This is a genomic window from Lysinibacillus sp. FSL K6-0102 (assembly GCF_038003545.1).
Taxonomy (GTDB): domain Bacteria; phylum Bacillota; class Bacilli; order Bacillales_A; family Planococcaceae; genus Lysinibacillus; species Lysinibacillus capsici.
In genome coordinates, this window is record NZ_JBBOPH010000001.1 from 3,953,200 (window position 1) to 3,966,129 (window position 12,930).

At 36.7% G+C, this 12,930-nt stretch carries 14 protein-coding genes and 1 tRNA gene; 3 read left to right on the top strand and 12 right to left on the bottom strand.

Annotation, left to right across the window (positions count from 1 at the left end; all coding sequences use genetic code 11):
• Window positions 1–37: 37 nt before the first annotated feature.
• From NYE73_RS20080 to NYE73_RS20090, 3 genes are all read right to left on the bottom strand, one after another.
• On the bottom strand, window positions 38–160 hold the full coding sequence (locus NYE73_RS20080; protein WP_004228055.1) for a hypothetical protein: 123 nt from the start codon (window positions 158–160) through the stop codon (window positions 38–40).
• Between the two features lie 261 nt (window positions 161–421).
• Window positions 422–655 (bottom strand): glutaredoxin family protein, encoded by a 234-nt coding sequence (locus NYE73_RS20085; protein WP_048390876.1) that lies wholly within the window; start codon window positions 653–655, stop codon window positions 422–424.
• 52 nt (window positions 656–707) lie between these two features.
• Window positions 708–1,625, bottom strand: a complete 918-nt coding sequence (locus NYE73_RS20090; protein WP_054549561.1) for a DMT family transporter — start codon at window positions 1,623–1,625, stop codon at window positions 708–710.
• 122 nt (window positions 1,626–1,747) lie between these two features.
• On the opposite strand from NYE73_RS20090, the gene NYE73_RS20095 reads away from it, so the two are divergent.
• The gene (locus NYE73_RS20095) at window positions 1,748–3,118 is read left to right on the top strand and encodes an aminotransferase-like domain-containing protein (protein WP_259949809.1); all 1,371 of its coding nucleotides are present in this window, start codon (window positions 1,748–1,750) and stop codon (window positions 3,116–3,118) included.
• 54 nt (window positions 3,119–3,172) lie between these two features.
• On the opposite strand, the gene NYE73_RS20100 is transcribed toward NYE73_RS20095, so the two are convergent.
• The 3 genes from NYE73_RS20100 to NYE73_RS20110 all read right to left on the bottom strand — a co-directional run bounded on the left by NYE73_RS20100 (window position 3,173) and on the right by NYE73_RS20110 (window position 6,924).
• Window positions 3,173–5,446 (bottom strand): S9 family peptidase, encoded by a 2,274-nt coding sequence (locus NYE73_RS20100; RefSeq protein WP_259949810.1) that lies wholly within the window; start codon window positions 5,444–5,446, stop codon window positions 3,173–3,175.
• A 147-nt stretch (window positions 5,447–5,593) separates the two neighbouring features.
• Window positions 5,594–6,343 carry a TPM domain-containing protein gene (locus tag NYE73_RS20105; RefSeq protein WP_259949811.1) on the bottom strand — a complete coding sequence of 250 codons (750 nt, stop codon included), beginning with the start codon at window positions 6,341–6,343 and terminating at the stop codon, window positions 5,594–5,596.
• Window positions 6,343–6,924: a LemA family protein gene (locus tag NYE73_RS20110; protein ID WP_259949813.1), complete on the bottom strand. Its 582-nt coding sequence runs from the start codon at window positions 6,922–6,924 to the stop codon at window positions 6,343–6,345. The genes NYE73_RS20105 and NYE73_RS20110 overlap by 1 nt, the downstream gene beginning before the upstream one ends.
• 133 nt (window positions 6,925–7,057) lie before the next feature.
• On the opposite strand from NYE73_RS20110, the gene NYE73_RS20115 reads away from it, so the two are divergent.
• Window positions 7,058–7,672: a spore coat protein gene (locus tag NYE73_RS20115; protein WP_004228038.1), complete on the top strand. Its 615-nt coding sequence runs from the start codon at window positions 7,058–7,060 to the stop codon at window positions 7,670–7,672.
• Between the two features lie 51 nt (window positions 7,673–7,723).
• On the opposite strand, the gene NYE73_RS20120 is transcribed toward NYE73_RS20115, so the two are convergent.
• The 4 genes from NYE73_RS20120 to NYE73_RS20135 all read right to left on the bottom strand — a co-directional run bounded on the left by NYE73_RS20120 (window position 7,724) and on the right by NYE73_RS20135 (window position 10,611).
• The gene (locus NYE73_RS20120) at window positions 7,724–8,446 is read right to left on the bottom strand and encodes an amino acid ABC transporter ATP-binding protein (protein ID WP_048390865.1); all 723 of its coding nucleotides are present in this window, start codon (window positions 8,444–8,446) and stop codon (window positions 7,724–7,726) included.
• Complete coding sequence (locus NYE73_RS20125) at window positions 8,443–9,153, bottom strand: amino acid ABC transporter permease (protein ID WP_004228035.1); 711 nt, start codon at window positions 9,151–9,153, stop codon at window positions 8,443–8,445. Before NYE73_RS20125 ends, NYE73_RS20120 begins: the two co-directional genes overlap by 4 nt.
• 86 nt (window positions 9,154–9,239) lie before the next feature.
• The gene (locus NYE73_RS20130; RefSeq protein WP_004228033.1) at window positions 9,240–10,037 is read right to left on the bottom strand and encodes a basic amino acid ABC transporter substrate-binding protein; all 798 of its coding nucleotides are present in this window, start codon (window positions 10,035–10,037) and stop codon (window positions 9,240–9,242) included.
• A 499-nt stretch (window positions 10,038–10,536) separates the two neighbouring features.
• Window positions 10,537–10,611 (bottom strand) — tRNA-Arg (locus tag NYE73_RS20135).
• 309 nt (window positions 10,612–10,920) lie between these two features.
• Here NYE73_RS20135 and clpP point away from each other — a divergent pair.
• The gene (gene clpP, locus NYE73_RS20140; protein ID WP_004228025.1) at window positions 10,921–11,511 is read left to right on the top strand and encodes an ATP-dependent Clp endopeptidase proteolytic subunit ClpP; all 591 of its coding nucleotides are present in this window, start codon (window positions 10,921–10,923) and stop codon (window positions 11,509–11,511) included.
• A 54-nt stretch (window positions 11,512–11,565) separates the two neighbouring features.
• On the opposite strand, the gene NYE73_RS20145 is transcribed toward clpP, so the two are convergent.
• Complete coding sequence (locus NYE73_RS20145; protein WP_004228023.1) at window positions 11,566–11,823, bottom strand: HPr family phosphocarrier protein; 258 nt, start codon at window positions 11,821–11,823, stop codon at window positions 11,566–11,568.
• Window positions 11,824–11,935: 112 nt separating this feature from the next.
• The gene (gene whiA / locus NYE73_RS20150; protein WP_004228019.1) at window positions 11,936–12,883 is read right to left on the bottom strand and encodes a DNA-binding protein WhiA; all 948 of its coding nucleotides are present in this window, start codon (window positions 12,881–12,883) and stop codon (window positions 11,936–11,938) included.
• Window positions 12,884–12,930 lie beyond the last annotated feature (47 nt).

The window sequence follows — 12,930 nt, forward strand, 5'->3', positions numbered from 1 at the left end:
TCATAGCTCTAAAAACAGCTACAAGACTTTGTTGAACTTATTTAGTGAAAGATAAAATCGCATTCTTTTTAAAACCTTCTAAAGCTTTTGTTGCTTCAGTTTTATTTGTAAATTCAAAAATACGAACGTCCTTTTTCTCAAATACTGTAATAACCCACATTGTAAAATCTCCCTTCACATCATTCATTTTTGTAATATAACAACCACTAAAATTTGTGATACATTTGCTAAACTGTTTTATAACAACTTCTTACTTGATACCTATTCTACTCCGATTTTTAGGAAAAGAAAGTCTAATGTGAAGGTCTTCACAAACTGTTCAAATTCAAACCGCTTTCATTGAACAATTTGTGAATTGTGAGAATGACAGCTAATAATAAAGTCATTTATACCGTTAATAATTCTTTATACTTTCAGTAGATTAACTGCCTAATCGCTCCATTAACGTGGCATAATCTAAATGACCATACTGAATGACGACACCCTCTTTTTCAACTACCGGAATCATTAGCATATATTTTTCATGTATACGATCATCCTGCTCTATATCAATTATTTCAATATCAAATAGAACATCTTCCTGAACAAGCTTTAATGTCTGTAATCCTTCTACACATAAAGGACAATTCGCCCGACTAAAAAATTGAATCTTCATAGATAGCACCTCCTCCTTTATTATAAACGATGTGGCAATGTAGAAACGGCTACTATTCTTTGATGATGTTTATTTGAGCTGTCTTAGCATCCTTCTTTGTAATGGTTGTATTTTTGCCAACAATGACGGAAATCACGACAATCATTGCCACGACGATCGTAAACCAAGAGATGGATTCATTTAAAAATAGCGTAGCAAAAAGAATCATTAAAAATGGCTGTAAATATTGGATCTGACTAACTCTTGCAATACCTCCTAAAGCCATTCCCCCATACCAAGCAACATATGCTAAAAACTGACTGACAACAGCTAAATATAACAGGCTAACCCACGCTGTAAGAGGGGCATGTAGCATTTCCAAGGAAAATTGGGAAATGACAGGGACAATAAAAAAGGGAGCCGCCATCAAAATAGCCCAAGCAATCACCTGCCAGCTCCCTAATTCCTTCGCTAACTGTCCTCCTTCTGCATAGCTAAGACCTAATATTACAACTGCTGCTAATAATGCTAGATCTGCCATATGTAATTGGCCTAAGCCTAAAAAGCTAGCATAAATAATAACGGCTATAGCCCCAATAACACTCGATAACCAAAACTTAAATGAGGGACGTTCACCTGCTCTGAATAAAGCAAAGCCCGCAGTCGCTAAAGGTAAAAGTGCTAATTCTACCGCTCCGTGAGAAACTGGTAACCTTATCATTGCCCAAGATGTAAGTAAAGGAAACCCTAATACAGCGCCAAAGGATACTATTATCAAGCTTTTAAATTGTCTAGCAGTCGGTAGTCTTTCTTTTCTTACAAGTAAAACAATGGCTACGATGAACGCCGCAATGACAGCTCTCCCCAATCCTACAATCGTCGCTCCAAAATATGGTACAGCTGTACTTGTTGCGGGTAACGTTAGACTAAAGCAAATTACGCCCACAAATCCTAACAGCAAACCTATTTTTTCTTTTCTTTTATCCTGCATGTTCTCATCCTTTCATTTTCCTCTCCATCTGTCCCTGGTATAATCCATAGTAAGTGGCGCTATCTCAAAAATAAACAGAATTTTCTACCAACTGTCCTGGTACAGATAAAGGAGGAAGGATGATGATTGCAAAATATTTAGAAGTTGTAGAGGACATTAAAGAGCAGCTTGCTAATGGTGTGCTCCTTGCAGGCAGTAAACTACCTTCCGTTCGACAACTGTCTGAGCAATTTTCCTGCAGTAAAAATACAGTGATAAGAGCGTATAATGAATTAGAAAAGGAGCATCTTATTTTTTCCAAACCCAAAAGTGGCTATTATGTTGTGAATAACATAGAGCAACCAACTACAAACCAACAAGTTATTGATTTTTTATCAGCTGGCCCAGACAAAAGCATTATGCCCTATATTGAATTTCAGCATTGCATCAATCAAGCTATTGACACATATAAAGAAGAATTATTTAGTTATAGTGATCAGCTAGGGCTTTACTCGCTGCGTGTACAATTGGCTAAGTATCTACAGGACTTACAGGTCTTTACTGAACCTGATCGATTATTTGTTGTCTCGGGCTCACAGCAAGCATTACATTTACTAGCGGCAATGCCTTTTCCGAATGGTAAAAATAATATATTAATAGAACAGCCTACCTATTTTGGTTTTATAGAATCTGTCCATCTGCAACAAGCTACAACTTTTGGGATTGATTTAACAATGGAGGGCATTGATTTAGATCGTCTTGACTATATTTTTCGCAATAATGACATTAAGTTTTTTTATACTGTGCCGAGATTCCATAATCCTCTTGGTCATAGCTATACAAATGACGAAAAAAGAAAGATTGTGGAATTAGCAGAAAAATATGATGTTTATATTGTGGAGGATGATTTTTTAGGAGATTTAGATCCTAATAAAAAAGCGGATCCGTTTTTTTCTTTTAATCCCACTGGCAGGGTTATTTATATTAAAAGCTTTTCAAAGGTATTTCTTCCGGGTTTAAGAGTAGCGACAGTCGTCCTTCCCACTATAATGACAAATCATTTTCTACGTTATAAATTTAGTGCTGATTTCAATAGCTCTGTGCTCTCGCAGGGTGCCTTAGACATTTATTTAAAAAGCGGTATGTTTAATAGTCATATTAAAAAGATTAAAGAGCTTTATGTAAGAAAAATGAGCGTTTTACAGGAGGCTTGCGAATCATTACTTCCCACCTCTACTAACTATACGAAACCAGTATCAGGCTTTTATCTTTCCGTTGTTCTTCCTGATAATGTAAGTGCTAGGCAGGTGGTTCATTTATTAAAGGAAAAAAATATATTGATGGATGACGCTGCTAGAATGTATCTACCAGAATTTAAAAAAGATAATCTTATTCGTTTAAGTATTTCTCAGGTAGATGAACCATTAATTTATACTGGTATTGAGGAACTAGCACTGTGCATTTCATCATTTGAACGTAAAATGCGCTATCCAAATCCCATTCACCTATTGTAATAAAAAAAGGCATTGATTGTGAGCAAGCTACACATCAATGCCTTTCGTTTTAAATTATTTTAAATGACTATCGAAGAATTTTACCATGGCATTATAGAATTCAATTCTATTTTCTTCATTTGCAAAGCCATGTCCTTCATTATCTTTTAGCATGTACTCTACATCCACACCTCTAGCGCGTAAGGCTTCCACAATTTGATCGGATTCTGCTTTGTTTACACGTGGGTCATTTGCTCCTTGTGCGACAAATAATGGTGTTTTGATTTTATCTGCATGGAAAACTGGTGAAACAGCAGTTAACAATTCTTTGTCTTTCTCTGGATGACCTACGCGCTCATAAAACATGTTACGCATAGTTTCCCAGTAAGGAGGGATGGTATTTAATAATGTAAATATGTTAGATACCCCTACATAATCAACTGCAGCAGCATATAAATCAGGTGTATACGTAATACCCGCTAATGTTGCATAACCACCAAATGATGCCCCATAAATACCGATGCGATCAGGGTCTGCAATGCCTTGGTCAATTGCCCATTGGACACCATCAGTGATGTCATCTTGAATCTTCAGACCCCATTGCTTATTACCAGCCTGAAGGAATTCTTTACCATATCCAGTTGATGAACGGAAATTCACCTGTAGCACTGCATAGCCACGATTAGCTAATAATTGTACTTCTGGGTTGAAGCCCCACATATCACGTGCCCAAGGCCCACCATGAGGATTGACAATAAGAGGGAGATCTTTTGCTTCTTTATTTTTCGGTAAAGTTAAATAGCCATTAATCGTTAAGCCATCTCGGCTCTTATATGAAATTGGATGCATTTCTGCCAGTTCATTCGGATTTAACCAAGGGCTTAAAGTGGCCAACTCGGTTAATTCATCTGTCGTAGAATCGTAATAATAATATTTTCCATAGACAGTATCACTTGAAACACTCACAATAAATTTGGTCATTTCTTTATTGTAATCATTGATACCAAGCTCACTTTCATGCACATTCAGCTTGCTTTGGATTTTACGGAAAAGCTTTTCAAAGTTCTCGTCAAAGAATTGGTAATGTGGTTTATCTGTTATATACGCACCATATAGCAATTTATCGTGTTCGGCACTATATAAGACACCAGAAACATCTACTTGATCATTAGACATAATTACTTCTTCATTACCTTTTAAGTCGTATTTCACAACTTCTACTTTGTCTCTACCTTTGTTAGATGTAGCGTAAATGTATTGATTGTCTTTTGAGAAAGCTAGTGGCATTACTTCATCTCCAGCTTCCATTTCAATAAATGGCTTGAATTCATCCTTTTCAGAATCTCGATAAAGGATCGTTCCTTCCACACCATCTGAGGCTACGGCAATTCGCACATTTCCATTGCGATCGGCTAGCCAGCTCGTAATATTACCCGGATTTTTTGCAACGTGAGTTGTTTCCCCAGTCTTTACATTCAACTTGTAGACATCAAAAACTGTTGCATCTTCCTTATTCATCATGATAAGAATTTCATCTTTAACACCCTGTAGGCCACTTAATATCCCAACTGTGACATTTGGATATGGCGTTAGATCTTTTTCCTCAGAGCCATTAAATGTTGTAGAATAAATATGGAAGTTTTCATCTCCACCTTTATCCTTTACGTAGAGTAAATTATTATCCTTCCAGTAAAATCCTGCAACGTCTCGATCTTTTGAATTGGAAACACGAACAGGCTCACTATCATCATTCATCTTTTTCACGAAAACATTCGCTCTGTTCTCCCAAGCAGAGGAAAAAGTAATGTAATTGCCATCTGGCGAAAGTTCATAACCAAAATTACCAGGATTTTTCATAAAGTCTTCAACTGAAATTTCCTTTACACCTTCATGATTGGAACCATTTTTTATTTGTTTTGCATTGTTTAATATTTTTACTGCATCTTTTTTTGAAATTGCTTCTGTATTTAATGATAAGCCATTAAATAAACCAATCTTATTGGCCTTCTCTAAATAGTCAGCAAGTGAAGCTTCTTTTTCTTCTTTATTTAACGCTCTAACTAAAATACGAGCCGCTTCATCACGTTTAATTGTCAAACTTAAATCTGTGAATTCTCCAGCCTTGACCCATTTATCAATAATTTGTTGACGCATTGAATCTGAACCGTGCTGGAATGTTAAAGTTGTTACAGCTAAATTCAAAAATTCCTGCGCTGACACATGTTCTTCTTGTGCTGTTACTGTGCTATTAGTTTCATTTGCAGCACGGACTTCTTGCATTGTTGCAGGAATAACTACAGAGGTTGTTAAAATAATTGCTAACGATGCAGATAAAAATCTTTTTTTCAAAATGATTCCTCCCTATATCAGTTTACGCTATATCGTTTGTCGATATATTTAAATTATAACAATTCTAGCATTATTGTCAATAATTGAGAGGTTTTTAATTAAGCCAAAATGAAAGCGAACTATATAGAATAGTTCGCCATACCTCTATTAAAATTTCCTGCTTGCTCCCCCACCAGCAGAAGATCCGCCACCAAATCCGCCAAAGCCCCCTCTACTCGAATGTCCTCCACCAAAACTTCCTGGATAACCGCCATAGCCTCCAGAGCGAGGACCTCCGCCGCCTTTCGAAAAGAATGAATAGATAATAATAACAACGATAATGATTAGGATAATTAACCAAGTGGGTATGTCATCCTCTTCTTTTGTTTGCTCTGGCAAATCACCGTTCCAATTATACTCTTGGGCAACAGCGCGGAAAACTTCAGAATAGGTTGCTTGAAAAGCTTGGTCTAGATTACCAGCACTTGCTGAGGGATAAAATGCATTATCTAAAATGCGTCCTAATTTACCATCTGGTAATGCTCCTTCTAGTCCCTGACCCACGGCAATTACAACGTCGTTATTTCCTTCCCCTTGACCTAAGGTAGCTAAAATTAGGACACCGTTATTTTTATCCTTGTCACCAATGCCCCATGACCGAATCAATTTTGTCGCATACATTTTCGGCTCTTGTCCATGAAGACTATCAACTGTGACTACCATGATTTCAGCACCCGTGCCTTGATCCAACTGCTCAGAATATTGATTTATCTCTTCTTTGACATTCGCAGAAATTACATTGGCAAAGTCATGTATATACGTATTTTTCATCGGTGATGGCATCGTTGCTTCTGCTAGATTCGAGAAAAAAAGAAGCAACGAACAAACGATGATCATCTGTACAATGCAACGTTTCATTATTGTGTACCCGATTGACTAAAATCGATAGATGGTGCTTTGTCCGCTCCTGCTGTGGCTTTAAAGTATTCTTTTTGTTCAAAGCCAAACATCCCTGCCATCAAATTCCCCGGGAAACGTTTAACATGTTTATTGAATTGCTGCACCTCATTATTGTAATCCTCACGTGCTACTGCCAGACGATTTTCTGTACCTGCTAGCTCATCCATTAACTGGCGGAAGTTTGCATCTGCCTTTAAGTTTGGGTAATTTTCTACAACTACTAGTAAACGACTAAGAGCGCCAGTTAAAGCATCATTGGCAACAGCTTGCTCCTCTGGTGAGCTTGCACTTCCCATTTGTGCACGTGCCTCCGTAATATTCGCTATCACCTCTTGCTCATGATTCGCATAGCCTTTCACAGATTCCACTAGATTGGGAATCAAATCATAGCGACGTTGGAGCTGATTTTCAACTTGTGCCCATTTAGAATCAACATTTTCCTCGGCTGTCACCAGACTATTGTATTTAGGTATAAATAATAAGGCGATTACAACAAGAATGATGACAATTATTCCAATTGGTCCAAGTAACTTTTTCAATTTTAATCCTCCTTGACTTGCTTTTCCTTCTATCTTTAGTCTACATTTTTACCTTTACATTTATACCGTATGAAATTGAATTGACACGACATACTAAATACTGCAACAAAAAATTATTGAGGAGGCGTTTTTTTTGTCACAATCGTTTTACAATGAATCATCAAACCAAACAAATTTAAATCAACAACATAGCCTAAATCATGGTGGACATGAAATGATGGACATGCATGAAACAATTGGCGAAATTATTGCAGGTATGAACCAAGCGATTATTTTGCGTCCCCATGTAAAAGATCCTGAATTACTCAACATTTTGGATCGCCAATATAATTTCACTCTTGGTATGTACAATACGATCGTAGAGTCCTTTAAAACAGGACACGATCCATCTGTTCCAACAGGACGCTACCAAATGGAAACAGGAAATGATTTCAAATATGGCCTAAATCCTGGTCAACCAAAAAAGCCGATGCAAAACGCTAATGAAATTAATGATGAAGCTATTTCTGGATTTTTACTTGGAGCTCAAAAAGGAGCAGCGAAATGTATGACAACTGCTGCGTTGGAGACAACAAACCCTGTAGTTCGTCGCGTTGTTGCGGATAGTATTCCTAACTGTATTGAAATGGGATACGAATTATCCATTTATCAAAATAAACACGGCTATTATCAGGTGCCTCAGTATTCCCAACAGGATATGCAAACGATGCTGAATGCATTCGACACAACATCTAATCCCCTTCATTAAATAAGAACAGCACAAAAAAAGCGAACGAGCATGTCGTTCGCTTTTTCAGCTTTATAATACTTTTCCTAAAAACGCTTTCGTACGGTCGCTTTGGGGATTGCCGAATAGTTCCTCTGGAGACCCTTCTTCTACAATATAGCCCCCATCCATGAAGACTACTCGATCACCTACTTCACGAGCAAAGCCCATTTCATGTGTCACAACTACCATTGTCATCCCTTCAGCTGCTAGATTTTTCATAACATCTAGCACCTCTTTTACCATTTCAGGGTCAAGTGCTGAAGTTGGCTCGTCAAATAAAATAGCTTTTGGCTTCATTGCTAAGGCACGAGCAATCGCCACACGTTGTTGCTGACCACCTGATAGCTGCTCAGGATAATTATAGGCCTTGCTGTCGAGCCCGACCTTTTTTAATAGCTCATGTCCTAAAGCTTCTGCGTCTGTACGATTCATTTTACGAATTTGCATAGGTGCCATCGTGACATTATCGATAACTGTCATATGCGGGAATAAGTTAAATTGTTGAAACACCATACCCACTTCAGCGCGAATTTCATTGATATTCGTTTTAGGATCATTAATTTTTACATTTTCAATATAAATAGCACCATCCGTTACTTCTTCTAACATATTGATGCAACGGAGAAATGTACTTTTTCCTGAACCAGACGGCCCAATAACACAGACAACTTGTTTTTCTTGAATTTCATAATCGATTCCTTTTAATACTTCAAGCTTGCCAAAGTATTTGTGTAGGTTTTCAATTTTTATCATCTAGCTTCCCGCCCTTCTACCTTAGCTTTACGAGGGACATAGCTATTGCTAAATCGTTTCTCGATAAATGCTACAATCTTCGTTACACCATATGTCAACACTAAATATAATAATGCTGCAACGATATACGGTTCCCAGAAGCGGAAGCTTGCACCAGCTACGACCTTACTAGCGTATAAAATATCTGGTGCTGCAATTACAGTTACGAGTGAAGAATCTTTTAATAATGCAATAAATTCATTGCCCAATGGCGGAATCATACGTCTAAATGCTTGAGGTAAAATGACCTTACGCATCGCTTGGTTATGCGTTAATCCAAGAGAGCGAGCAGCCTCCATTTGCCCTTTTGCAATACTTTGAATCCCTGCACGGAAAATTTCCGCATTATAAGCAGCACAGTTTAAAATAAGCGCTGTAATCCCTGATACCATATAACCTAAAGAATGACCAAAAATTGTTGGAATAACTGCTAAGTGAATTAACAAGATTTGTACAAGCATCGGTGTTCCACGGAATAAATCGATATATAGTTTAGATGGCCAATAAATCCATTTTTTACTCGATAATTTTCCAAGGCCTAAAAATAGTCCTAATAGAATACCGCCAAAATAACCACTAAGTGTCAAAATAAGTGTTACGCCAATACCTCGTATAAACATATCTCGGTAGTTCCAGACAATGTCCCAGCGTAAGTCAAAGATGTCCATCCGAAAACCCCATTCCCCTTTAAATTACAATTAATAAATGAGCTGTTAGCACAGTTACTATGTTAGTAGCATCATTTCATTCATTTTTATTGAAAATCAATGCCTGTAATTTCTTTTAATTTACCGTTTTCTTTAATCTTTTTAAGACCTTCGTTTAATTTATCTAGCAATTCTTTATTCCCTTTTTGAACCATGAAGCCATAGTATTCTTTTTCGAATGCATCATCTTCAATTACTTTTAGTTTTTGATCTGGGTGAGCTTTGATATATTCATAAACTACTGCATTATCTCCGATAGCTGCATCAACATTACCATTTAGCATCTCTTGGATAGCGATTGGCTGACTTTCAAAAGCCATAATATTTGTACTTGCTTCCCCTTGTAGCTTTTTCGCTGCCATATGACCAGTTGCATTGATTTGTACAGATACTTTTTTATCTTTTAATTCATCAAGAGATTTAATCTTTGAATCTTCTTTCACAACAATTAATAACTGAGACTCATAATACGGTTCTGTAAAATCAAATGATTCTTTACGCTCTTCCGTAATTGTGATTCCAGAAGCACCGATATCTGTTTCACCGTTCTTAATTGTTTGGAACACTGGCTCCCATCCAATATTATTCCACTCAACCTCAAAGTCCATCTCATCTGCGATAGCTTGTAGAATATCGACATCAATCCCTACAATTTTCCCTGAATCGTCAACAGATTCAAATGGTGCAAAAGTTGCCTCAGTACCTACTTTGTAAACTTTTTTGCCATCTCCACCATCTTCTGAAGATGAGCTACCTGAAGATGCATCATCTTTTGTACCACAACCTGCAAGTGCTAATGTTAAAGCTGCAATAATCATCAGTAACATCCAACCTGTTTTTTTCATTGTATTTCCCCCTAGTTCGATAATTTTCCGAATTACGTATTATTTTTCGCAATTCGGAAATGTTAGACTATTAGGTCAATTATATTAACATTATAGTATTTAGACAACAACTTTTCGCATAAAATTAAATATTTTTTCATATAAATTTATAATAAATTCATATAATTTGAAAAAACATGTATAAATAACAAGAAAATTAACCTAAAACTAATATATATACAATAAGAACCATGCCAAATTTCGATAAATTTAGGCAAAAAAAAAGAATCCCCTCAGATAGGATTCTTTTTTTTCGACTATTACTAGTCTCACGTACAGTATGTTCACTAAAAAATAATTTGGAGTTGTTGCTTTTTTGAAGGTTTGAAAGGAATAAATAGGGGAATAATGCCAACTAGGACAGTATTCCCTTTATTCTTCCTCTCGATCTCCAGTAAGCAGGCTGCTAAACTACTTATTAGGAGATGAGCTATAACAGTATATCAATTGATCAGTAAAATGGCGCCCTCGGAGGGAATCGAACCCCCAGTGCAAGAACCGGAATCTTACGTGTTATCCATTACACCACGAGGGCAAAAGACACAAAAAAAAAGTACTCACTCTAGGCTTACGAAAAGCATGATGTAGATAACCCTCATTTTTGAAGCATACCTGCAAAATAGTGTCCTGTACTTTAAACCTTATAACCTTAATCATTATACAAGCCTATCCTATATAATTCAACCATAGAATGCAAAAACAATTTATTTTTTTTAATTTCACTTTAGCAGGGTTAATATTTGACCTTCCCTGACTATAATGTGTATGATAAGGATACAGCTGAAATACAAAGGAAAATTTTCAGCAAAGGTATTCGAATTTAGCTTTTTAAGGAGGATTTAACATGAATTTAATTCCTACAGTTATTGAACAAACTAGTCGTGGTGAGCGTGCATATGACATTTATTCACGTCTACTTAAAGACCGTATTATCCTTTTAGGAAGTGCTATTGATGACAATGTTGCTAACTCCATTGTCGCTCAGCTTCTTTTCCTACAAGCAGAAGATCCAGATAAAGATATCTCTCTTTATATTAACTCACCTGGCGGATCCATTACGGCTGGTATGGCTATCTATGACACAATGCAAATCATTAAACCACAGGTACAAACAATTTGTATTGGTATGGCTGCATCAATGGGTGCTTTCCTACTTGCAGCTGGAGAACCCGGTAAACGTTTTGCCTTACCAAATGCTGAAGTCATGATTCACCAACCACTAGGTGGTGCACAAGGTCAAGCGACAGAAATTGAAATTGCTGCTAAACGTATTCTATTCTTACGTGAGAAATTAAATGGCATTTTATCTGAACGCACTGGTCAACCACTTGAAGTCATTGCAAGAGACACAGATCGTGATAACTTCATGACTGCTGAACGTGCAAAAGAATACGGTTTAATCGATCATATTATGCACCGTAGCGATAATAAATAAAAAATAGAAGGCATCACAGAATTGCTCTGTGATGCCTTTTGTATTTAATGAATGTTAATCTTCATTTTCAATAATTGTTGCCAATGCTGTAACCGCTTGCTCAGCATCGTTACCTTCACTGCTTAAAGTCACTTCGGTACCTTTAGCAACTGCTAAGCTCATAACACCCATAATGGATTTGGCATTTACTTTTTTCTCATCTTTTTCTAGAAAGATATCAGCACTAAAACGATTTGCTTCTTGCACAAATAGTGCTGCTTGTCTAGCTTGTAGTCCTAATTTTAATTTAACCTGGACTCTTCTCTCAATCATTCTCAAAACTCCCCTTCACTACCGTTCGTCTATTAGTTTTATCTTACCTTACTTACTGGCAAAAGAACAATAAGCGATTAGCATGACATTCATACCTGAAAAGTATGATAACTTAACCACCTATTTTTTCACCACGCCTTAATGCATCCGCAATCTCATCAATTTTTCTCAATCGATGGTTAACACCTGATTTACTAACCGTTCCACTAGATACCATTTCACCAAGCTCTTTTAATGTCACATCTTGGTATTCAACACGGAGACGTGCTATTTCACGAAGCTTCTCCGGTAGTTGATCAAGACCAATTGAATTTTCAATAAATCGAATATTCTCAACCTGCCGTAATGCTGCTCCAATGGTTTTATTTAAATTGGCAGTTTCACAGTTCACAATACGGTTGACACTATTACGCATATCTCGCAAAATCCGAACATCTTCAAATTTCATCATAGCCTGATGCGCTCCAACAATATTAAGGAAATCTGAAATTTTTTCTGCTTCTTTTAAGTAAGTTACAAAGCCTTTTTTACGTTCAATTGTTTTGGCATTGAGTTCAAATTCATTCATCAAATCCATTAATGCCTCACCATGTTCTTTATATAAAGAATAAACCTCTAAATGATAAGCCGATGTTTCTGGATTATTGACGGAACCTCCTGCTAAAAAGGCTCCTCTTAAATAAGCTCTTTTTTGGCCGCTCTTTTGAATGAGCTTTCTTGAGATAGTATGGTTAAATTGAAAGTCGTCTGAGATGATTTCTAAATCAATTAATAGCTCACGCGCTCCTTCTCTTACACGGCATATATACACATTATTTTTTTTCAATCGCATTTTCTTACGAACAAGTAATTCAACATTGTACGGATACAATTTTTTCATAATCGTATATAGTCTTCTGGCAATTGCAGCGTTTTCGGTTTGCACGTCTAAGCTTAGTTGTTTATTTGCAAAGGATAATGAACCATTCATACGAATTAGGGCAGAAACTTCTGCTTTCATACAATGATTGTCCGCTTCTATTTGTGTCAATTCTTTTTTTGTTTCAGAAGCAAAAGACATATCACGCCCCCCTTTCAATCATGATTTCTATGTATATGTTCATCTTA

Bases quoted from the DNA above. Each gene is read 5' to 3' on its own strand.
- NYE73_RS20080 (WP_004228055.1), bottom strand. From the start codon at position 160: ATGTGGGTTATTACAGTATTTGAGAAAAAGGACGTTCGTATTTTTGAA.
- whiA (WP_004228019.1), bottom strand. From the start codon at position 12,883: ATGTCTTTTGCTTCTGAAACAAAAAAAGAATTGACACAAATAGAAGCG.
- NYE73_RS20105 (WP_259949811.1), bottom strand. From the start codon at position 6,343: ATGAAACGTTGCATTGTACAGATGATCATCGTTTGTTCGTTGCTTCTT.
- NYE73_RS20125 (WP_004228035.1), bottom strand. From the start codon at position 9,153: ATGGACATCTTTGACTTACGCTGGGACATTGTCTGGAACTACCGAGAT.
- NYE73_RS20120 (WP_048390865.1), bottom strand. From the start codon at position 8,446: ATGATAAAAATTGAAAACCTACACAAATACTTTGGCAAGCTTGAAGTA.
- NYE73_RS20090 (WP_054549561.1), bottom strand. From the start codon at position 1,625: ATGCAGGATAAAAGAAAAGAAAAAATAGGTTTGCTGTTAGGATTTGTG.
- NYE73_RS20145 (WP_004228023.1), bottom strand. From the start codon at position 11,823: ATGATTGAGAGAAGAGTCCAGGTTAAATTAAAATTAGGACTACAAGCT.
- clpP (WP_004228025.1), top strand. From the start codon at position 10,921: ATGAATTTAATTCCTACAGTTATTGAACAAACTAGTCGTGGTGAGCGT.
- NYE73_RS20095 (WP_259949809.1), top strand. From the start codon at position 1,748: ATGATTGCAAAATATTTAGAAGTTGTAGAGGACATTAAAGAGCAGCTT.
- NYE73_RS20130 (WP_004228033.1), bottom strand. From the start codon at position 10,037: ATGAAAAAAACAGGTTGGATGTTACTGATGATTATTGCAGCTTTAACA.
- NYE73_RS20085 (WP_048390876.1), bottom strand. From the start codon at position 655: ATGAAGATTCAATTTTTTAGTCGGGCGAATTGTCCTTTATGTGTAGAA.